The organism is Chroococcus sp. FPU101, from assembly GCF_017312365.1.
Lineage (GTDB): Bacteria > Cyanobacteriota > Cyanobacteriia > Cyanobacteriales > Microcystaceae > Chroococcus.
Genome location: NZ_BLJI01000001.1, coordinates 244,198 through 265,943 on the forward strand (window position 1 = coordinate 244,198; position 21,746 = coordinate 265,943).

General features: G+C 39.1%; 20 protein-coding genes and 1 pseudogene. 12 read left to right on the forward strand and 9 right to left on the reverse strand.

All coding sequences use genetic code 11. The annotated features are described in order from the left end of the window. The first annotated feature begins 37 nt into the window (after window positions 1–37). Together CFPU101_RS00920 and CFPU101_RS00925 are read left to right on the forward strand one after the other, a co-directional pair. Window positions 38–1,402, forward strand: coding sequence for an MlaD family protein (locus tag CFPU101_RS00920; RefSeq protein ID WP_206813461.1), 1,365 nt, complete (start codon window positions 38–40; stop codon window positions 1,400–1,402). Then, a complete protein-coding gene (locus tag CFPU101_RS00925) occupies window positions 1,399–2,412 on the forward strand; it encodes a WD40 repeat domain-containing protein (protein WP_206813462.1) in 1,014 nt (337 codons plus the stop codon). Before CFPU101_RS00920 ends, CFPU101_RS00925 begins: the two co-directional genes overlap by 4 nt. On the opposite strand, the gene CFPU101_RS00930 is transcribed toward CFPU101_RS00925, so the two are convergent. From CFPU101_RS00930 to CFPU101_RS00945, 4 genes are all read right to left on the reverse strand, one after another. Next, the gene (locus CFPU101_RS00930) at window positions 2,409–3,215 is read right to left on the reverse strand and encodes an MlaE family lipid ABC transporter permease subunit (protein ID WP_206813463.1); all 807 of its coding nucleotides are present in this window, start codon (window positions 3,213–3,215) and stop codon (window positions 2,409–2,411) included. The two genes, CFPU101_RS00925 and CFPU101_RS00930, sit on opposite strands and share 4 nt — an antisense overlap. A gap of 822 nt (window positions 3,216–4,037) precedes the next feature. Then, a complete protein-coding gene (locus CFPU101_RS00935; RefSeq protein ID WP_206813464.1) occupies window positions 4,038–4,523 on the reverse strand; it encodes a hypothetical protein in 486 nt (161 codons plus the stop codon). 105 nt (window positions 4,524–4,628) lie between these two features. Next, window positions 4,629–5,426: a YoaK family protein gene (locus CFPU101_RS00940; RefSeq protein WP_206813465.1), complete on the reverse strand. Its 798-nt coding sequence runs from the start codon at window positions 5,424–5,426 to the stop codon at window positions 4,629–4,631. A 142-nt stretch (window positions 5,427–5,568) separates the two neighbouring features. After that, a complete protein-coding gene (locus tag CFPU101_RS00945; protein WP_206813466.1) occupies window positions 5,569–6,354 on the reverse strand; it encodes a hypothetical protein in 786 nt (261 codons plus the stop codon). 382 nt (window positions 6,355–6,736) lie between these two features. Here CFPU101_RS00945 and CFPU101_RS00950 point away from each other — a divergent pair, with 382 nt between their 5' ends. Together CFPU101_RS00950 and CFPU101_RS00955 are read left to right on the forward strand one after the other, a co-directional pair. After that, window positions 6,737–8,140: a uracil-xanthine permease family protein gene (locus tag CFPU101_RS00950; protein ID WP_206813467.1), complete on the forward strand. Its 1,404-nt coding sequence runs from the start codon at window positions 6,737–6,739 to the stop codon at window positions 8,138–8,140. 219 nt (window positions 8,141–8,359) lie between these two features. Beyond that, a complete protein-coding gene (locus CFPU101_RS00955) occupies window positions 8,360–10,000 on the forward strand; it encodes an iron uptake porin (protein ID WP_374191921.1) in 1,641 nt (546 codons plus the stop codon). 52 nt (window positions 10,001–10,052) lie between these two features. Here CFPU101_RS00955 and ilvB read toward each other — a convergent pair whose 3' ends face one another. Then, window positions 10,053–11,912 (reverse strand): biosynthetic-type acetolactate synthase large subunit, encoded by a 1,860-nt coding sequence (ilvB, locus tag CFPU101_RS00960; RefSeq protein WP_206813469.1) that lies wholly within the window; start codon window positions 11,910–11,912, stop codon window positions 10,053–10,055. A 278-nt stretch (window positions 11,913–12,190) separates the two neighbouring features. Continuing rightward, window positions 12,191–12,670 carry a hypothetical protein gene (locus CFPU101_RS00965; protein WP_206813470.1) on the reverse strand — a complete coding sequence of 160 codons (480 nt, stop codon included), beginning with the start codon at window positions 12,668–12,670 and terminating at the stop codon, window positions 12,191–12,193. 161 nt (window positions 12,671–12,831) lie between these two features. Between CFPU101_RS00965 and CFPU101_RS00970 the strand changes: the two genes are divergently transcribed. Both CFPU101_RS00970 and CFPU101_RS00975 read left to right on the forward strand, forming a co-directional pair. Next, complete coding sequence (locus CFPU101_RS00970) at window positions 12,832–13,428, forward strand: DedA family protein (RefSeq protein WP_206813471.1); 597 nt, start codon at window positions 12,832–12,834, stop codon at window positions 13,426–13,428. Between the two features lie 65 nt (window positions 13,429–13,493). Next, window positions 13,494–14,762, forward strand: a complete 1,269-nt coding sequence (locus CFPU101_RS00975; RefSeq protein WP_206813472.1) for an MFS transporter — start codon at window positions 13,494–13,496, stop codon at window positions 14,760–14,762. A gap of 1 nt (window position 14,763) precedes the next feature. Here CFPU101_RS00975 and cutA read toward each other — a convergent pair whose 3' ends face one another. The 3 genes from cutA to CFPU101_RS00990 all read right to left on the reverse strand — a co-directional run bounded on the left by cutA (window position 14,764) and on the right by CFPU101_RS00990 (window position 17,261). Next, complete coding sequence (gene cutA, locus CFPU101_RS00980) at window positions 14,764–15,090, reverse strand: divalent-cation tolerance protein CutA (RefSeq protein ID WP_206813473.1); 327 nt, start codon at window positions 15,088–15,090, stop codon at window positions 14,764–14,766. A gap of 1 nt (window position 15,091) precedes the next feature. Continuing rightward, entirely contained in the window at window positions 15,092–15,919 is an 828-nt protein-coding gene (locus CFPU101_RS00985; protein WP_206813474.1) for a pentapeptide repeat-containing protein, read from the reverse strand. A 442-nt stretch (window positions 15,920–16,361) separates the two neighbouring features. Continuing rightward, entirely contained in the window at window positions 16,362–17,261 is a 900-nt protein-coding gene (locus CFPU101_RS00990; protein WP_206813475.1) for a helix-turn-helix domain-containing protein, read from the reverse strand. Window positions 17,262–17,487: 226 nt separating this feature from the next. On the opposite strand from CFPU101_RS00990, the pseudogene carA reads away from it, so the two are divergent. From carA to CFPU101_RS01020, 6 genes and pseudogenes are all read left to right on the forward strand, one after another. After that, window positions 17,488–18,629 (forward strand): annotated as a pseudogene (gene carA, locus CFPU101_RS00995) (glutamine-hydrolyzing carbamoyl-phosphate synthase small subunit). Between the two features lie 100 nt (window positions 18,630–18,729). Further along, window positions 18,730–19,080 (forward strand): STAS domain-containing protein, encoded by a 351-nt coding sequence (locus tag CFPU101_RS01000; protein ID WP_206813476.1) that lies wholly within the window; start codon window positions 18,730–18,732, stop codon window positions 19,078–19,080. Between the two features lie 132 nt (window positions 19,081–19,212). Beyond that, window positions 19,213–19,638 (forward strand): Mini-ribonuclease 3, encoded by a 426-nt coding sequence (locus CFPU101_RS01005; protein WP_242577704.1) that lies wholly within the window; start codon window positions 19,213–19,215, stop codon window positions 19,636–19,638. Between the two features lie 83 nt (window positions 19,639–19,721). Continuing rightward, window positions 19,722–20,639, forward strand: a complete 918-nt coding sequence (gene rlmB / locus CFPU101_RS01010) for a 23S rRNA (guanosine(2251)-2'-O)-methyltransferase RlmB (protein ID WP_206813477.1) — start codon at window positions 19,722–19,724, stop codon at window positions 20,637–20,639. Between the two features lie 85 nt (window positions 20,640–20,724). After that, the gene (locus tag CFPU101_RS01015) at window positions 20,725–21,009 is read left to right on the forward strand and encodes a DUF1816 domain-containing protein (protein WP_206813478.1); all 285 of its coding nucleotides are present in this window, start codon (window positions 20,725–20,727) and stop codon (window positions 21,007–21,009) included. A 125-nt stretch (window positions 21,010–21,134) separates the two neighbouring features. Beyond that, complete coding sequence (locus CFPU101_RS01020) at window positions 21,135–21,644, forward strand: hypothetical protein (RefSeq protein ID WP_206813479.1); 510 nt, start codon at window positions 21,135–21,137, stop codon at window positions 21,642–21,644. The last annotated feature ends 102 nt before the right edge of the window (window positions 21,645–21,746 follow it).

Below are 21,746 nucleotides of genomic sequence, written 5' to 3' on the forward strand. Positions count from 1 at the left end.
CAATATTCTATGTGGTTAATCAATAGGAGTGTAAAAGATGCAAGTTTCGCCCACAATACGACAGAGTGCAGTCGGTTTAATGCTTTTAGTGTCTGGGGCTGCCTTAATTAGTTTAATTGCTTGGCTGGCTGATTTTACTTTAGGGGGTCGTAGTTATCGGGCGACGGTTCTTTTTCCCAATGTAGGTAGCATGACTGTCGGAACCGCAGTCGGCTATCGGGGTGTGACAGTCGGACGAGTTACGGAAATTACCCCACAACCTGAAGGAGTCGCCGTAGAAGTGAGAATTTCTCCCGCGAGTCAAATTATTCCCAGTAATTCAGTTGTTGAGGCAGTACAGTCGGGTTTAGTGGGAGAAACACGCATCGATATTACTCCGCTTCAAGCTTTACCACAGGGCAATATTACGGGAAAACCCCTAAGTTCTGATTGTGATCCCACCGTCATTATCTGTAATGGTTCTAGACTTCAAGGACAAGCGGCTCTTGATGTTAATAGTTTAATCCGTTCTTTACTTAGAATTTCTAATCTGCTAACTGATCCAGAATTAGTCGCGTCTTTTCGTTCTCTTTCTCAGAGAACATCCACCACACTCGGTAGACTCAATCAAGTCAGTGGAGAAGCAACAGCAGTTTTGCAAGATGTCCAACGTAAAGGAACCCTTCAGGAACTTAATACAGGTTTAAGATCTCTTAGAAGTATCGATCAATTGTCAGGGAATCTTGATTCAGTGTCTGGAAATATCAATACACTGACAGGTGAACTCGAAGGAGTGGGGCCATTAAGTCGAGAAGCTAAGGTATTAATTAGAGATCTTCAAAGCAATGGCAGACTCAGAAATTTAGATTCTACTTTGGTCGAAGCTCGAAAAACCCTCATTTCTGTCGGAGAAACAGCCGATCAAATTCGACTTTTTCTGAATTCCAATCAAACTCGAATTGTTGGAACACTCGATAGTATTCAAAAAACCAGCGATAGTCTACAAACGACGATTAATCGGTTAGATCCAGTATTAAGTCAGGTTGAACAATCACAATTAATCGCTAATTTAGATGAAGTTGCGGCTAATGCAGCGATTTTAAGCAAAAATTTAAAACAATTTTCGACTTATTTATCCGATCCTGAAGCTGTCGTCACCCTACAAAAGCTTCTTGATTCAGCAAGAGTCACTTTTGAAAATCTGCAAAAAATTACGTCAGATGTTGATGAAATAACGGGAAATCCTCAACTACGACAAGAATTGATCCGTTTGATTCAAGGGTTATCAAATTTGGTTTCATCAACCCAACAATTACAACAAGATGCTCTTTATGCTCAAACTTTAACCCAAGTGGCTGCCGAAATTGCGACCTTTGCACCTCCTCAACAACCGACTCAGCCCTTACCTGCTAAAAAACCATGATTAACTCGTTTTTTGCTCGATTCATTCCAGTGGCGATCGCCGTAGTTGGGTTGGTTAGTTGTTCTTTTCAAGCGAATACTTCTAAGGACGTTAATACGGTGTCGTCTCCATCTCCTGCTTTTGTCCCCTGGCAAGGATTGAAAAGGCTGTATTTGTTAGGGGGTAATGCAAATCCGATCTTCTCGATAGCGATTAGCCCTGATAATAAAACTGTACTGACGGGTAGTTTCGATGGCATCTTGAAAAAATGGAGTATAGAAGAACGAAAAACAATTCAGCAACCCGACTTAGAAGAAACTGTAACAGCTATTGAATATAGTCCCAATGGTCAAACTTTTGTGACAGGAGATGTAGACGGTCGGGTCAGTTTGTGGAATGCTCAAACAGGGGAAATCATCTGGAGTTATATCCGTCATCGTTTTGTTGTGACTTCGGTAGCAATTTCTCCTGATGGAAAACTACTGGCTACAGGGAGTTGGGATCGTACTGTTAAACTCTGGGATCTCGCAACAGGTAGTTATATTAAGACGATCGCCCTTCATCCTAGTCAAGTTCAGTCGATCGCTTTTAGTCCCGATGGCAAAGCAATTGTTAGTGCGGACTATGATGGCGCGGTTAAAATGTGGCAAATTAGCAACGGTAAGTTAATTAGACCTTTTGCGGGTAATACCTTTCCCGTTTCTCAAATTATTTTTAGTGCTGATGGAAAAACCTTAGCTAGTGGCAGCCATGACGGTAGTATTCGATTTTGGGATGTTGAAACAGGATTACTCAAAAATACCTTGCAAGCTCATTCTCTGGCTGTAACCGATATTGCTTTTAGTCCCGATGGTACGATCTTAGCGAGTACTTCTCAAGACGGAACGATTAAAATTTGGGAGCTTAAAAATTTTAGACGATTAAATACACTGTCTGGAAACATCATTCTAAGAATAGCTATTAGCAATAACAACCGTTGGTTAGTTACAGGTGATGAAAAAGGCTATGTTACCATTTGGGAAGTAATCTAAGAGCCGATGACGCTTGCACCTTGTCCCGTACCTTGAAACATGAGCCAAGTTAAAAGAAAGTTAGCGACAAAAATCGCAAGCAGCATCGTCACAACGGCGGCTGTGGTCGATTGGCCAACCCCTTTTGCCCCGCCACTGGTGGTTAACCCCCAATTACAGCCAATAATCGCAATTAACGCCCCAAAAACAATCCCTTTAATTGGGCCAGCGATTAGATCCCAAATAGCGAGAAAGTTTTTAATTGAATCAAGAAAAACTGATACAGCAATTCCATAAGCGGCTTGACCAAGAATTAATCCACCCAATAAGCCCGTTACTAAAGCTAAGATAGTGAGGGCGGGTACCATAATACAACAGGCGATCAAACGCGGCATCACTAAGTATTCTACTGGATCTGTTTTGAGCATATACAAAGCGTCAATTTGTTCCGTGACCTTCATTGTGCCAAGTTCAGCCGCAAACGCAGAACCGACGCGACCCGCAACAACGATCGCCATCATAATTGGACACAGTTCTCGACTGAGGGTAAGGGCTAAAATTCCCCCAACCAGACTACTTGCACCCAGTGCTTGAAACTCACGTGCTACTTGAACGGTAAAAATCATGCCAATGACAAAGGCCGTAAATAACGCAAGGATCAAAGAAGCTGGCCCAGTTTCCATTAATTGATCGAGTGTCAGACGAGGATCAGGTTTGCGTGTAAATAAAAAATAAAACACCCGTCCAGTCAGAAGAACGGCCGCCCAAGTTCGCTGTAACCATGAGCCTAATGATGTACTCAGAAACTTAATAATAGAATTCATATTTTTAAAAGAATAATGTTATAAAATTATACCGTTAGGGATTAAAATTCTTGTCTCATAGCTTAAGTCAGTTTTAACTGACTAATTTATGAGGTTTTAGTCCATTTTAATGGACTAGCGCTTTGAGCCGTGAAATAAATTTCACGGTGGATTTAAGAACTAGCATTATAATCAGATTAATTTTTTATCTTTATTTCACAGTACTTTATGGTAATCAAATAATAATCCAATTAATTATTTAACTTAACATTAAAGAAACTTCTTTAAGGGTCAAACGCTTTTTGCGTAATTGAGGGTAGTTGATTTTTGCTCATTCCTGATTTAACTCAGTTCGTATAAATTTCTGTTTTTATTGCTAGTAATTTTTCTCAATATTGTTGGAGAGTCAGTAATTATAGTTGCGGATAAGACTTCCTTTGGGCTAACCAATTAGTTAAAGCACTAAAACCATAGACCGAAATAGCGCGAGAAATCATGACAGTAAAAAAGACGACTAAGGTGGTGTTTAGGTTTTCAAAAAACTTAGAAATCAATATTTAATTACTAAAAAATAAAAATAAAATAGAATTGACAAAAAAGACAATAAAATCCTAAAAATCAAGCATTTTTGAGTGTTCGTGTCTATCGATTTGGATATGTTAAGTACTTAACTTAACAGGCTTATAGTCTGAGAAGAGAATAAATTAATTTATTTTTAAATTATTAAATAGAGAGTGTTTAACTACACAATATTGTCAATTTCAATACGCAATTAAAGAATTAACCCAAAACCAATATTTTTAAAAATACTGTTTTTGAGTTAATGAATTTTTAATTATTCTCTTATTTTGTGGCTGTTTCACTACCTAAGAATTTTTCGGAGATTTTTTCGGTAATTTCTTCAAGTGTGGGTCTGAATAATTCTTTCTTTTTCTGGAAAAGATGTTTTCTTTGAGCAGGCGTTAAAGTTGCTAGAAATTCTTCTTTGGGCATTGCCTTAATGGTCTGACTTAATTGCATTTTTTGTTCAGGAGTCAAAGGGACTGTCTTAAAAGCTTTACGAATATTGCCTTTTTCTTCCAATGCTTGTCTAAAGAGCCTGCGTTGTTCGGGGGTAAGAATTTTTTCAACTGCTGGAAAAAAATTGTTTTTTAGTTTTTCATAAAGTGCTTCTTCGTCTTCGGGTGTAATCATATTTTCGCCAATCCCAAAGATAGCGATGATCGGTTGTTTGCTAATTTGAAGGGGCTGTGCTTGAGCAAAACTACTCGGAATTAAACTCCAAAAAAGCGTCAGACAAAGAAAAATAGAGATTAAAAAACGTTTCATGATTAATTGCCTCAATACTAGAATGATAAATTATGATTTTTATCGAGCTTCAATAACAATGACTCGGTTCTATATCAATAAAACCGAGCCTTTAACAGTTTAGCTTTAAGCTTTTTCAACTGATGCGGATTTGTGAGCGTAATCTGCATAGGAAGCCAAAGTTAGAATAGCCATTGCGATGAGGGGAAAAATTAAGCAATTAAATTCCATTGTACCAACTGTATAAGCGGCAGCCCCTGCTCCTAAAAAGAATCCTGCAATAATCGGTGCAACACGACCAATACGGGCTAATGCTTCTTGAGTTTCAACACTTGGTATTTTATTAGAAAGGGGCAACACTGGAGCAATGATTAATAGAACTAAATCTAGGGTCAACTGTGTGGTATTCCCTGTCATGACGGTTGTCGGAAAATAACCTGTAAATGAGGTGATAGCTTCTTTCATCAAAGCATTTTGAATCGCCATTGCTACAACACCTGCCGCACCAATGGGGAAAATAATGTCTTCTTGAACATCTAACATTAAAGAAGGTGAAAGCGTAGAAGCAACGAACAGAAAAACACCAATTCCAATCGTTTCGGCAGTTAGAAGGACGGGTAAAACAGGCCAATTTTTATACCGACAAAAGCGGGCAACAACTGAAGTTACCGCTACAGCCACCATAAAAATTGGAATCATCATTAAATGAGTTAAAGTATCTTTTTCATCTGAGGCAGCAGAAGCTCCAGCTAAGGCAATGTTTCCAGTAACGTGTGCCGTAAATAGGGCAAATAAGACAATAAAAGAAGCAGTATCAACAAATCCTGCAACCCAGCTAAGAATAAAGCGTGCTGGGCCATCGCTCATCAAAAAACCACTGATACTGAATGGCTCTTTTTCGCTGTTTGGTAGGGTAATGGTCATTGTTTTTTAAGAATCAAAGATGCAGTAGAGTTAGAAAAAAGGTAACAAATTTTACGGATTGGGTTTGTAGCAAATGTGACTAGCTTTATGCTTGCTCTGAAGCTTCACTTTAAAAGTCGCAAAGCTATTTTAGCTTGCTGTTTCAAAGTTCAGGTGGTGGCGGGGGAATAATTTTTAAAACTTCGTAAAGATGTTGCTCATTATCGGCGGCGGCGACTAAATCTTGTGGTAGTTCGGCAAAGCTAGGGGGTGTCTCTAATCCATCAAAGTCTGCGCTACAACTCCAACTCGCTAGTAAGGCTACTTCTTTATTATCACTACTTTTTAGTAAAATAACGGTACGTGGTGCAGGAACCATATCACTCGCGGTTGGGATGAGTTTTTCAACAAAATCAAGCACTTCTGATTCTGTCTCATTATCTTTGATGGTATACTGACTCAACTGGACAACTGATTCTTTACGAAGTGCCGCTACGAGACTATTAGGCTGGGTTTCTTCTAGTTCAAAGATAATAGTTTTTGATGGCTCTATCGGTGCTGCTTCTTTGGATTTTTGAGCGGCATATTTGCTTTTGTAGTCTTCTGCTGATTCGCTATATTTGCTTTTGTAATCAGCATATTTTGTCTTATAGTCTTCTACAGGCTGTTCGGTATAAGCTTGATAGCTTTTCTTATCTTTCCACTGGGATAAGACAATGATTTTGTTGCCGTCTTTGCTACCTAAAACCGCAAAACCATCAAAGCCTGGATTTTTTTTGTATAAAGTTTTGCTGGTTTTGGCTATGCTGGACATCGCCCCTTTTTGAGATTCCGCAGTTGTCTCGTAAATGGTCGCTACGTCAATTTCTGATGGATTGAATAAAATCGGCTGTACTGGCTTTTTATCGGCCTTTGCTGTACTGGGATAGCTGACTAAAACAGCTAGCATTATTACCCATGAAAGGATTAAAAGGCGATTACGGTTAAAATACTTGACCATGAATCATTAATCTCCAAGTTTTTGTGAGAATACCGTGACTACATTGTTAATCATCAATAGTTCAAATTGGTTCAATATGTTTTTTCATCTAGTGTTGCTACTGGTGGCTTAATGGCGATTTGACTAAAGGCTTTCTTACCCCACAATCTTAAGGGTGAAAGCATAACAGCCAATAAAGATGATTTTTTAACATCAATCTATTTACCACAAAGTATTATCTCAAATCAGTTTTGCTAATGTGCCTTTGTATACAATGTCTTGTATGCAGAAAAGGTATTTATTGAATAATTTCTGAAATTATCTTGTTCAGCATCAATGAGGTTTATGTGACATGGGCCATATTGAATCTACTGCTCCCTCGAAACTGCTATATGGCTTAAATGACAAGCCACCTTTAGTAGATGGCTTATTCGTAGCCATGCAGCACGTGTGTGCTATTTTCATTCCGATTGTCACACCTGGGTTGCTGATTACCAGTGCTTTAGGATTAGATGTCAAACAATCTAGCTACATTCTAGGAATGTCCCTTTTTGTTTCTGGTATTGCCACTTTTATTCAAGCCAGAAGAGTTGGCCCAATTGGTTCAGGCTTACTAAGTATTCAGGGAACAAGTTTTGCCTTTGTTGCCCCGATTCTAGCAGTTATTGGAACTTCGCTAGAATCTGGAAAAACGCCAGAACAGACACTAGCCCTAGTTTTGGGGCTTTGTTTTTTTGGTTCATTTATCCCGATTATTTTGAGTCGTTTTCTGCATTTGACCCAAAAGATTTTTACACCTTTAGTTACTGGAACAGCCGTTACTTTAATTGGTTTGTGTCTGATTAAAGTCGGTATGTTTTATATGGCGGGTGGTGGTGCGGCTAAAGCCAATGGAACCTTTGGACATCTGGAAAATTGGGCTTTATCGGGTACAGTATTTGCTATTGTTGCCTTCTGTAGTGCCAGTTCTAACAAGTACCTCAAGATGGGTTCAATCATTATTGGTTTACTGGTTGGTTTTATGATGTCAATGGTGATGGGAATTATTGATTTTAGTAAGATTGGTAGCCTTCCCTTACTGAATATTCCTCATCCCTTTCGCTTTGGCTTAGATTTTGACCTTGGAACCTTCATCCCTTTTGCGATTATTTATATTGCTTTAACCTTAGAAGTTATTGGTGATATCACTGCAACTTCGATGGTGAGTGGTGAACCCATTGTTGGGACAACATTTTTTAAAAGAATGAAAGGCGGTATCTTAGGCGATGGTTTTAACTCTTTATTGGCTGCGATTTGTGCCACGTTTCCCGTAGTAACCCTAGCACAAAATAACGGTATTATTCAGCTAACGGGTGTCGGTAGTCGCTATGTTGGTTTCTATGTTGCAGCAATTCTCTCTTTTTTAGGGCTATTTCCCTTAGTAGGTGGTGTTTTACTCTCGATTCCGACTCCTGTCTTTGGTGGTGCCGTCATGCTGATGTTTGGCACTGTGGCAGTAGCGGGATTTAATATTCTTAAAACCGCACCGATGGATAATCGCTCTTTCGTTATTCTGGCAGTTTCTCTATCGGCAGGTTTAGGAGTGACTTTTATTCCCGAAGCTTTAGAAGAATTTCCCAAGCTGGCTCACAGTATCTTAGAATCTGGGATTGCAACTGGTTCTCTAAGTGCCTTGATGTTAAATCTCATCATGCCGCGAGATCAAAGAATTCCTGTTGAGGAGTTGGAAGAAATGGCAACAGCAAAAGTTGACTAAGCCGTTGCCCAATGTCATATATTTTAAAATAACAATTTAAGGGACGATGCACAAGCTTTAATATTTGTCTATCTATCTTAAGTTTGATTTTGTGGTGTAAGGAGTATCATGAGTAAAATTAAATTTTTTCAATCACTACTTTCGGTAGTGGGAGTTTTTGGCGCGGGTTTTTTGTCCTCAAGTGTTGCAAATGCAGATGAATTAGATACTAAAAATGAGATGTCTAATATAACCTCGGTTTCCCAATTGTTGGGTAAAGAGGCAATGTCGCAAATTTCGTCGGTTTCTGAACTCAAAGACGTGCAGCCCACGGATTGGGCATTTCAAGCATTACAGTCATTAGTAGAACAGTACGGATGTATTGTTGGTTATCCCGATCGCACTTATCGCGGAAATCGTGCTATTAGTCGTTGGGAGTTTGCGGCAGGGTTAAATGCTTGTTTAAATACAATTGAACGCCTCATCCAAGAAAATGTCGCAGTTCTTAAAGAAGATATCGATAAACTGACTCGACTGGCGAAAGAATTTGAAACTGAATTAGCGGTATTAGGTACCCGCATTGAGAATTTAGAAAATCGTGTTGCTTTTTTAGAAGATCATCAGTTTTCTACCACAACGAAACTCAGTGGGCAAACCTTCTTTAATTTAACAGGGGCTTATATTGATAAAGGTTCAGTCAGAGCAGAGCGGGGAGTTGCAGGTAGTCCTTTCGCACCTCCTAGACGAGATCCTGAAACGAATCGACCTTCTATTGTCAGACGCGACCAACCTCAAGAAACCTTAAGTTACTATACCATTCTCACTTTTACAACTTCTTTTACTGGTAAAGACGCACTTGTTACTCAATTAAACGCAGGAAATGGAAATTCACCTGCTAACGAACTGGTTTCGTCAGGATTTTATAACTCTTGGGGTGTACCTTATACAGACCAAACTGGCGCATCAACAGCTAATCAGGTGGTCATACGAGATTTATTCTATAGTTTTCGTCCCTTACCTCCGTTACAGGTCGTTATTGGGCCTCGAATTAATATCTATCGCCATTTTGACCAAAACCGCTTTACCTTTTATCTAACGGGTGCAGGTAGTTTTAACTCTAGTGGTAGTACTTTATTTAGTCCTATTGACCGAGGTTCTGGTGCTGTTGTTGCTTGGAATATCACTAAAAATTTGAAGTGGACTATTGCTTATCTAGCAGAAAGCAATGAATTTTTAAACCCTGCCTTTGGTTTTAATACGGCAAGCAATCCTAAAATAGGTGTCTTTAATCCCTCTAACATTGCTGCCACTCAGCTTGAATTTTCTCCATTTAATAATTTAAACCTGAAATTAATCTATACCCGAACAAATAACAGAGCCTATAACGGTTATGTTGGGGGTGCTGTGGGTGAACCGCTACCCTATGGCTATATTGATGATGGTTTTGGTGGACAAGTCAAAGATGCACCAGGAGATGCTGTTGTGTTTAACTTTGATTGGCTCATTACTAAGAATTTTGGGATTTTTGGTCGCTATTCCTATGGTGCGACCTATGTTTATCCCGTTGATAGAAGCCGTTCTAGTGGACAAGTTAATGTTCAGTCATTTCAAGCAGGTGTAGCGTTCCCAGATATGTTTAAAGAAGGGGCATTAGGGGTCATCTCGTTCCTCGTTCCCCATGATTATATTTCGGGTCGTCGGTATTTGTTATCAGGTGGTGGCAATGGCGGTACTCAGTATGAGTTAGAAGCTTCCTACTTTTTCCCAATTACCAAAAATATCGCAGTTGTTCCATCGTTCTATACGATTTTCAACCCGAACAACTTTGATAATAACCCGACAGTTTTTATCGGCAACCTCCGAACTCAGTTTACGTTCTAGTTTGACCTCACCCTAACCCTCTCCTGATAAGAGAGGGCGTGAGGTTTAATGATTACAACTTTGTACCGCACTCAGTACAGAATTTATGACTCATTAGACTTGTAGAACCGCAGTTATGACAAGTTACTGTATCAGTTACGTTTTGAGTGGGACTCGGTTTAGGTAAGCCAATCATTTGAGCATTACTCGCACCAGGAGCAACCATTGGGTAACAGTTTTCATCTTTGGTGACATGAATATTCAGCAAAACAGGCCCTTCATGCTCTAACATTTGAGCGATCGCATTTTCTAAATCCGCCCGATGTTCAATGGTCATCCCTTTAATGCCGTAAGCTTTGGCTAATAGCTCAAAATCTGGCATTCCGATTTCCATGTTTGAGCAGGAATAGCGTTCACCGTAAAAAGCCTGTTGCCACTGTCTCACCATGCCTTGCCAACCATTATTAACAATTACGGTCTTGACATTAATGCGATATTGTGCTAGTGTCGCAAGCTCTTGTAGATTCATCTGAAAACTTGAATCACCACTAATACAAATTACCTGTTCATCGGGGACAGCAACTTTAGCACCCATCGCCGCAGGTAAACCAAAGCCCATTGTTCCAAGCCCTGCACTAGAAATCCAACGACGTGGCCCATTTTTCAGGAATTGAGCCGCCCACATCTGATGTTGACCGACATCGGTTGTATAGTAGGCGTGAGGGGCTTGTCGATTTAATTCGGAAATGACTTCTTGGGGAGAAATACTATCAGCGTGTTGGGGAACCACTAACGGGTAATCATTTTTCCAACGTTCGATTCTTTCTAACCAAGCTTGGGTACGGTGGGCATCAATGGTATAGTCTAATCTGGCTTTAGAAAGCAGTTGTTCAAGAACTTGTCTGACATCTCCAACAATAGGAACTTCTGGGGCGCGGTTTTTGCCAACTTCAGCAGGGTCAATATCAATATGAATGACTTTAGCACGAGATGCAAATTCATCGAGTTTGCCAGTTACTCGGTCATCAAATCTCGCACCAACGGCAATCAATAAATCACAATCACTAACAGCAAAGTTAGCATAAGCGGTTCCGTGCATTCCCAGCATTCCCACCGATAGGGGATGATGTTCATCGAATGAACCAATTCCCATTAGGGTTGTTGTGACTGGAATCTTAAAGCGTTCGGCGAGTTCTTGAACTTGAGCATGGGCATTTGAAGCGATCGCACCACCACCAATATATAATAAGGGACGATGAGCATTTTCAATCAAAGTCAATGCAGCGTTAATTTGTCCTGAGTGTCCTTTAACCGTTGGACGATAACCAGGTATCTTCACATTCCCAGGCTCTACAGGCACATAATCACATTCTTCTAAACCTACATCTTTCGGGATATCGACTAACACAGGGCCAGGCCGTCCCGTACTCGCAATATGAAAAGCTTCAGCAATAATTCGAGGGATGTCGCTCGGCTGACGTGCTACATAGGAGTGTTTGACAATGGGTAAGGTAATCCCATAAATATCAGTTTCTTGGAAAGCATCACTTCCAATGGCAGGACGGGGAACTTGTCCAGTTATAATCACCATGGGAATCGAATCCATGTGAGCGTTAGCAATTCCCGTTACTAAGTTAGTTGCGCCGGGGCCAGATGTAGCAAAACAGACCCCCACTTTACCCGTCGCACGAGCATAACCATCGGCCGCATGAGCCGCCGCTTGTTCATGTCTGACTAGAATATGCTCAATATCGCCTCTTGCCTCAAACCGATAGAGTTCATCATAAATCGGAAGAATGGCTCCGCCAGGGTAGCCGAAAATATGCTTAACCCCATGACGTTTTAAACTATCGATGAGGGCATAAGCCCCAGTACAACGCACTTGAGCGTTAGATTGAGATGATGAATTTGTTTTAGGAAGTTGTGAAACCACGCTGATCAACCGTCCAATAGACTTAATATTTATTCTAGAGTTTGTGGCCTACGATGCAATTTGGCCGATAAAATAACTGCTATCTTTTGATATTTAGTGTATTCTATCTAACCCCATAAGTGACAGGGGTTGATAGTTCGATTTTAGTTAGACTAAGCTGTCTATATGCCTATCTTTACCTGAGCAATCAATACTTACCGAACCAAATCTAGGTATTCTATATTCTTATGACTTCCTGACACAAGTGATACATTTGTTACAAAACTTTACAATTTTTCTCAAGCTGCAGCTAGTTCAAGGGTACCAGTAAACTGCTTTAAAACTTCGGGCTGCATGAAGGACAGATATCGAGCGGTGAATTCAGGGGGTAATAACTCGATGAGCAATTGATTTTCGATCCAAAACTCAATAACTTCAAAATAGCCACCGCGATCGCATCGTACCACACGCCAGCCCTCACGTTCACCAATTTCCTTAATTTTTGCTTCACTGGTCGGAACAGAAATCGCCGCATGAGTCGCCGTATAATGAGATGCTGTAGGGTTTAACATAAATTGAATTTCCTCATCACCCTGACCTGGAATTAGTTCAGTTCCATGAGGACAGACTTCAATCATTGTGCCATAAACATCGAAAGGTATAACCATATAACTATCTTCATGTACAGGAAAGGGCATCATTTGGCCTTGCCAGACTTCTGCTAAAACAAGAGCGACGTGTTTCGGGTTATTGGCAGCGACAGAAATATGATGAATCATGGGTTTATTACCTCAAAGTTGTTTGATATTTTTAAGGTAAAAAACAATCGAGAAGAACTAGAGAAGATTATATTTTTGGGTCTAACAATTTTTTATTGACGGTGATGGATAAAAAAAGTAAAGTGTCAGAAATCGATTGAACATTTGGACATTTCAACTTTATGCACCTTGATTTACCAGAACTGATTAAATCCATTGGTTATTTTGGCGTTTGGGCGATTATTTTTGCCGAATCTGGATTATTAATCGGTTTTTTTCTGCCAGGTGATAGCTTGCTATTTACGGCGGGTTTTCTCGCTTCACAAGGGTATCTCAATATTGGGCTGTTAATTGTGGGGTCTTTTATTTGTGCTGTTGCGGGTGATAATGTGGGTTATGCAACGGGAGCGCGTTTTGGTCGTCGCTTGTTTAGTAAAGAGGATTCTTGGTTATTTCATAAAAAACATATTGTCAAAACCGAGAAATTTTATCAAAAGTATGGCAAAAAAACGATTGTTCTAGCGCGATTTTTACCCATTGTCAGAACTTTTGCCCCAATTGTCGCAGGAATTGGACGGATGCACTATCGAACTTTTATGACTTATAACTTAACTGGTGGATTGATTTGGACAGTTGGTGTAACCTCCCTAGGATATTTCTTAGGACAAATGATCCCCGATGTGGATAAATATTTATTACCGATTATTGTCGTGATTATTGTCATTTCGATCGTTCCTTCTATTGTCCACCTGATTCAAGAAAATCGCTCACAAGATTGAAACCGTCAATAAATCCAATGCGTCTAATCTAAAAAACAATAAATCATTCTAAAATTGATGCAGACATGGAATCGACTCAAAAAAAAGTAAGCACTCGTCATCCTTGGTTTTTTATTCCTACTCTTTATTTTGCTCAAGGAATTCCTTATATTCTCATTAATAGCGTATCTGTTATTATTTATAAGAATTTAGGGGTAGATAATGCAACAATCGCTTTTTGGACAAGCCTTCTTTATCTACCTTGGGTAATTAAAATGTTTTGGAGTCCATTCGTTGAATTGTACGCCACTAAAAGAAAATGGATTTTAGTCACACAGTTAGCGATGATGGCTTGTTTATTATTAGCTGCATTGTCTTTTAATTTAGAAAATTTCTTTTTTCCATCTTTAATCATTTTTACATTAGGTGCATTTATTTCAGCCACTTATGATATTGCGGCAGATGGCTTTTATTTAATTGCCTTAAATCCAGAACAGCAAGCGGTATTTGCAGGAATTCGTACTGTTTTTTATCGAGGGGCGGTCATTTTTGGTTCTGGTTTTCTAGTATTTTTTGCGGGAACTTTAGCCGAAAAACTGGGAAATATTGCCTTAAGTTGGACGCTCTCACTCGGTTTAGCTGCTGTAATTTTTGGTGTGATTTATCTGTATCATCAGTTTAGTTTACCCTATCCAATAGAAGCTCATACTTTTAAAAAAGCTCAATCAAAAATTCCTTTTGTAGAAATTATTACTTCTTATTTCCAACAACCTAAAATAGCTTCTATTATTGCTTTTATTTTGCTCTATCGCTTTGGTGAAGCAATGCTACTTAAATTAGTTTCGCCATTTTTATTAGATAAACCCGAAGCAGGGGGATTAGGTTTAAGTACAGCAGAAGTGGGTTTAGTCTATGGTACTTTTGGTGTTTTGGCTTTAATTATTGGTGGAATTTTAGGCGGAATTATTGTTGCTAAATATGGCTTAAGAAAAACGATATTACCTCTAGCTTTAGCCCTGCACTTACCTAACCTTTTCTATGTTTATATGGCTGCAACACAACCCCCTTTGTCAGTGGTTCTTTTATTAGTAGCTCTCGAACAATTTGGCTATGGTATGGGTTTAACTGCTTTTATGGTTTATTTAATGAAAATTGCTAAAGAACCTTATCAAACTTCTTTTTATGCAATTTCGACTGGAATTATGGCTTTAGGAATGATGATACCTGGTTTAATTAGTGGTTATCTACAACAAGAGATAGGATATAAAGCCTTTTTTATCGTTGTTTGTGGTTTAGCTGTTGTTGGCATCGCTACCATCTTTTTCTTGCCTTGGGATGAAGAAATTAAAGCTTAATTTATCTAATATTTGCCTTAATCCAATTTAGATAAGACTGAGAACCTGCAACAATGGGTAAAGCGATAATTTCTGGAACATCATATGAGTGTAATTCTTGAATCTTTTGGGTTATAGTCTGGAAATGAGTTAAATCAGTTTTAATAATTAATTGCCATTCGGGTTCAGAATGAATTTGTTCTTGCCATGTGTAGATAGATTGAATGGGAACAAGGTTAACGCAAGCAGCTAATTTAGAAGATACTAAAGTAGAGGCTAACATTTTTGCTTCGTCTTCAGAACTAGCCGTTACTAAAATAATTCCATAACCCGTTAACTGTTGTTCCATACTAGGTAGCAAATCCAGTTTGAATATTAGAAAAGGAAGTCATATAATTAGACAAAGCGGCTTGAACTTGACTGATTTGCTCATCTAAGAAAGATGTATGAACAAAAATAGCATCGGTTAAATCAGCCCCTTCTAAATTAGCTTTTTCTAGATTAACTCCAGTTAAATTAGCTCCTCTTAGATTAACAGAGCGCAAATTAGCCCCTTCTAAATTAGCACCTGTCAAGTTGGCTCCCGCTAAATTGCTTCCACTCAAACGAGCTTCTTGTAAATTGGCATTTTCTAAATTGGCATTACTAAAATTGACTTCTTTAAGAAAAGCAGAATTGAAATTAGCATGATGTAAACTAACATCCGTTAAATTTGCTCCAGAGAGTCGAGCTTCTTGTAAATTTGCCCAATTGAGATTAACACTTTTTAGATTTGCTTCTCGTAAATTCACCCGAAATAGATTAGCACCGCACAAATTAGCCCCTTCTAAATCAGAAGCTCTTAAATTAGCGTGAGATAAATCAGCCCCACTCATTAAAGCGCGTGTTAGCGTCGATTTGACCAAAAAAGCACCACTCAAACTGGCTTTGGTTAAATCAGCTTCAGCTAATTGTGCTTGACTCATTTTGGCAAAGCTTAAATTAGCCCAATTTAAACACGCTCTAGATAATTTAGATTTAGTCAGAAAAGCACGACTTAAATTAGTTCCCATTAAATTAGCTTCTGTCAGGTTGACTCCAATTAACATGATGCGAGTCAAATCGGCACTTTTAAGTTCTATCCCCGTAAATTCTCGTTCACCTTGTTCATAGGATCTCAGTAGATGACGTAGTTTCATAGGCTTAACCGTTCCTGGTTGGTTGTAGAATTAATTCGCGGTATACCAACAAAAAGGCAAGTTAAAAATATGTATTTATAAAGGTTTTTAATTTATTCTTATTTTGTTTTTCTCGCTTTTAGCTGTTTTTGTCTGTATCCTATTTTACGCTATGGCTATTCCAATCAATAATAACTAAATTGTTTTTGTAAGAAATCTTAGCCTTTAAGTCAAAGCTAATCGTAGAAATATGTACGGGGATAACTGAGCTTTTCTAAAAGCCAGTAATAATACTTATTTAGTATCTAAATTGACTAAATCTTCTCAACTACTAATTTCAAAAAATCATAAATAAGAACTTCTTTTATGAGTCCTTATCTTTAAATTAGTTCCACAATTAGCTAAAATAAATTGATCTTTAGATAGAAGTTGACTCAATCAAAAATCGCTCTTTTTACTCAACCTAATTAGAAGTAACAGAATAAATCCGCCCATCTAGCAAAATTCGAGTAATTCCTTTTGCTTCAAGATAAGAATGAGTTTTAGCAATCACTTGAGCATCTGGAACTTTAATCACCCGTTCGCGTCTTCTTGAAAAACGTTTAGCCACACGATGACTGTCAAAAATTGGAAGCGTGCGTCTTTGATTTTCATCACTAGGAACCTTTCCTAAATCAGCAAAATCTTTTAGAGGACGAGTAATTAATTCTGAGGCTCGATCAATCACCAGATAACAGGTTTTTGGAAAACTCGCACTCGATAAGGGTAATATTTTTAGCTGGACAGTTTTGGCTAAAGGTTGCGTAAACCGAATTTCCTCTTCTTCATCCCAATCATCATCCTCATCGTCATCCTCATCGTCATCATCCTCATCAAGATCCGACAAATCTTCCCCTAATAACTCTTCAAGTACCATCACTTCCATTGGGGAAACATCTTCCTCGTCATCATCCTCGTCTTCGGGTTCGGTGAAAACTTCTTTTTCCACCACTAAAGGAAGTTCAATTTGCTTAATCGGTTTTTCCGTCTGAATCTCTTCGACAGGTGTTTCTTTTTTCTTCGTCTTAATTGTTTTGTCTTTAATAACAGGTAGCTCAATTGGAACAAATGGTTTTTCCTCCACCACTTCTTCCACGGGGGCGGGTTTTTCGACTTCAAGATCTTTTCTAGGAGTACGAGCGAGACGTTTTTGCTGAATTAAGTCTTCGTATTCTGACTCAGACAGAAAACTTTTCAAGAAACGACTAATGGTTGAACTACTTACACCATAACGCTCGGCTAAGGTGGAAGTTGTTTCCTCCGTTTCACGATAAAGCTTAAGAATTTCTTGTTTTGTGTCTTCGGTCAGTTTTTTTGGACTCATATCCTTGTACGATGGCGATGGCTGTTTAATTGAAGATGTGCTTTATATTTTCGATCTGCTAGTATTAACAGGAGTTATTCGATACACTGCCGATAAGCGTCTAGCAGGGCGAATATCACGGGTCAATAGAGACTCAAAATTAACGGGTGAAATTAATCACTTGATCTAGTCTATCGCTCATCAACATTTTTGATCGCCACTAACCACTAAAAAGTTACTTACGATTATGTCGATTTTAAAAGGGAAACCCGCATTACTCGTTTTAGCTGATGGTACAGCCTACCGAGGATGGTCGTTTGGTGCCACTGGAACCACCGTCGGGGAAGTCGTATTTAATACGGGAATGACTGGATATCAAGAAGTTTTGACCGATCCGAGCTATGCTGGTCAAATTGTGACTTTTACTTATCCTGAACTCGGTAATACTGGAGTTAACCCCGACGATGAAGAATCACTACGTCCTCAAGTTCGGGGTGTGATTGCTCGCAATATTACCCATCGTCCCAGTAATTGGGTTCCACTCAATCATTAAGCGATTATCTAATTCAACACAAAATTATCGGGATTTATGGCATTGATACACGCGCACTAACTCGACAACTGCGATCGGTCGGTGCGATGAATGGAGGCATTTCAACCGAAATTCTTAACAGAAATGAGTTTGCACGTCAAATTCAAGCAACACCACCGATGGCGGGTTTAAACTTAGTTAAAGAAGTGACCACCCGCAAGATTTATGAATGGTCTACTCCGACTGATGCTGCTTGGGAATTCCGCCCCGAAAATGGAGAGCAAGGAGCATCTTTAACAGTAGTTGCGCTCGATTTTGGGGTCAAACGCAATATTCTACGCCGTCTAGCGAGTTATGGCTGTCGTGTGATTGTAGTACCCGCTAATACTCCCCCTGAAGAAATTCTAAAATATAATCCTGATGGGATTTTTCTCTCAAATGGACCGGGTGATCCCGCCGCCGTTATTGATGGAATCGAAACCACGAAAGCTTTACTAGAAGCACAAAAACCCACCTTTGGCATCTGTATGGGTCACCAAATTTTAGGGTTATCACTAGGGGCCGAAACCTTTAAATTAAAGTTTGGTCATCGAGGATTAAATCAACCAGCAGGACTCGAACAGCAACCCGTCGAAATTACCAGTCAAAATCATGGTTTTGCGGTTAGTCCCGACTCATTAGGGGCCGATGTTGAAATCACTCATTTAAACTTAAACGATCGCACTGTCGCAGGACTTCAACACAAAACTTTACCTTTCTTTTCTGTACAATACCATCCTGAAGCCAGTCCAGGCCCGCACGATGCCGATTATTTATTTGAAAAGTTTGTTAAATTAATGCGAGACAATCGTAAATAATCTGTAGGAGCGTTAATAAATCCAAAAAAACTACGCTATACTTAGCAATTGTTCGACTAGGGCAATTCTCAAGGAGGAAGCTATTCCTGAGCCACTCAACTTGACCGTTAGTTTAAGAGGAACTCGTGAGGTCAAGGATAACTATCAAATTTTTCGGCTAACGGGTTTACTAGATGCCTTTTCCGAACCGACTTTTCGGAAAGTGATCGGAACTCATATCGAAGAAGGGCCAGCTAATGTGATCCTGGTACTTTCTCAAATTGATTTCATCGATAGCTCTGGTTTAGGCGCGTTAGTTCAGTTGGTGAAAAAAGCGAATACGGAAGGCGGTTCTTTACAGATTGTAACTAATCCAAGAGTGACCCAAACCGTTAAGCTAGTTCGTCTTGAAAAGTTTCTCTCTCTGCAAAATTCTGTAGAAGAAGCGATTCTTAGGGTAGAAAAGAGTTAGAGAAATTGCTCAATTTGTCCAAACAATTTGTCAGTAGTGGTGCAAGCCCATCTCTTAAGTTAAAAAAATGGGTTGCATCATATTTTAGTTGGAAGAACAGAACTTTAAAATGAGAATAATGATTAATAATTAATGATGGATGATTCTGATGTAGTTCGTCTCCAGTTCATTTGTACAAGCCAAAATTCAGCAATACTGATTGAACAACTATCACCCACTTCTTTAGCATATATTGGAGATGCGGTATACGAACTGTATATCAGAACTCATTTTTTATGGCCACCGAAAAAAATTTCTCTGTATCATGATCAAGTAGTATCCAAAGTACGAGCCGAATTTCAAGCCGCCTGTTTAGGACAACTTAAACCCTATCTGACGGAAACTGAACAGGAAATCCTTAGACGCGGCAGAAATGGTGTTAAAAGAGAACCTTCACGACTTTCCCCAAAACTTTATCAGGAAGCAAGTAGCCTAGAAACATTAATTGGTTATCTATATTTATCAAATCCTCAGCGTTTAAATCAACTATTAGAAAAACTGAAGCTTGATGAATTCTAATTAAATGTTTTTAATTGGTGATTAATAGGTTTCACTAATCTAGGAACAGACACAATTTTCTTTTTCTTATTGGTAATAAAGCAATGGTTGAACAATTTTCCAAACCCAAACGCATTCTGGATCGTAAACCCAAAGCGTCTTTAAAACGATCTCCAAAAATCATTTCACCGAGAATTACGTCATCGGTTGAAGAAACAGAAACCGATCACGATCTAATTTATGGTCGTCATCCCGTTTTAACGGCCTTAGAGAGCGATCGTCAACTGAACCGTATTTGGATTATTCCCCGTCTACGTTATGATCCCCGATTTCTTCCTTTATTAAATGATGCAAAAGCTAAAGGAAGCGTCATTGATGAAGTTGAACCACCGCGTTTAAGTCAAATTACTCAAGGTGGCAATCATCAGGGGATCGCAGCGCAAGTATCACCTTATACCTACACCGAATTATCGGATTTAATCACAGAAGCTAAAGTTAAAACACTATCACCTGTGATTGTCATTGCCGATGGGATCACTGATCCCCATAACTTAGGCGCAATCATTCGGACTACTGAAGCAGTTGGCGCACAAGGCCTCATTATTCCACAACGACGCGCATCGGGGATCACATCCACCGTCCTTAAAGTTGCAGCAGGAGCCTTAGAACATATACAAGTGGCTAGAGTCATTAACCTGCATCGTGCCTTAGAAGAACTTAAAGAAGCGGGTTTTTGGATTTATGGCACTGCCGCTAGTAGTGGTAAGCAAATACACACAATCGACTTAAAGGGCGCGATAGGATTGGTTGTAGGTTCAGAGGGGGAAGGATTAAGCTTACTGACTCAACGTTGTTGTGATGAGTTAATTTCGATTCCGTTAGCTGGAAAAACCCCTAGTCTAAATGCGTCAGTGGCTACAGCAATGGCTTTGTATGAAATTTATCGTCAACGATATTCAGATCCAATTTATCTTGAATCTGTATCTCTTAGCACTTCCCAAAAGTCGCATTACAAAGTATAACTAAGATGACGAAAAGTCAAAAATTGTAAATTAATGTTAACTGCCTCTGACTTTAACAAAAAACCTTAGACAGGAAAAATTGAGGATGAAAGAACTACTGCTTAAGCTATTGGATGCCGTTGGATTAGCCTATTGGGTAGAAATTACCACCGAAAATCCTCGGTGTACCTACTACTTTGGCCCTTTTCTCAGTAAATCGGAAGCGGCAGACGCCCAGGCTGGATATGTCGAAGACTTACAAGGAGAAGGAGCGAACAATATTGCTGTTTCTTTAAAGCGTTGTAAACCTGCTAATTTAACAATTTTTGATGATCGAGAAGATTTTAAAAAATTTAATGGTGTTCCAACCTTTAGCGGACAATCTTTCTAAAAAGATTTTTCAATTGTAAAGGTTTGCTAACTTAATCAAGAGGGTGAATCAAATGGATAACACCCTTTAAACTATTTGCTTGTAAAATAAAAAGTAGGACGGTATAGAAATGAGGAATTATGCCGATGAATACTACTTCTGAACGGATTGGAAAAAACATAGACTGGCCGACTCTAGTCATGTTTACCTTGGGTTTTTGGTTAAGTGCAAGTCTCGTTCTAGACCTAGTAATTATGCCTAGCTTATCGGCATCTGGAATGATGGGTCAAAACGGATTTGCTAGTGCGGGTTATACACTTTTTGGTCTATTTAATCGTATTGAATTGGTTTGTGCGGCTCTCGTTTTGAGTGGCTTTTTAATTTTTAATCGCAATCATACTTTCAATCATCAGAATCAAACTTGGGCGATCGCATTTTCTAGTTTATTATTTGCCATTCCCCTTATTTATACCTATGTTCTCACTCCTCAAATGAGTGGCTTAGGACTTAGCTTAAATGTGTTTGAAACCGTTCAAACCATGCCAACTGATATGATCTATCTGCACGAGGGATATTGGTTACTAGAAGCCATTAAATTTATGGCTGGTTTAACGCTGTTACGTTGGTGTTATCAAAATAGTTGCCGAATTTCCTAATTTTTTAGCATAAAAGTCATCGGTACATCGCCTTTCAAAGGCGATGCCTGCGATGACAGCCTTCCGCAGTTCATGTAAACCATAATGATTAAGGGTAGGTAA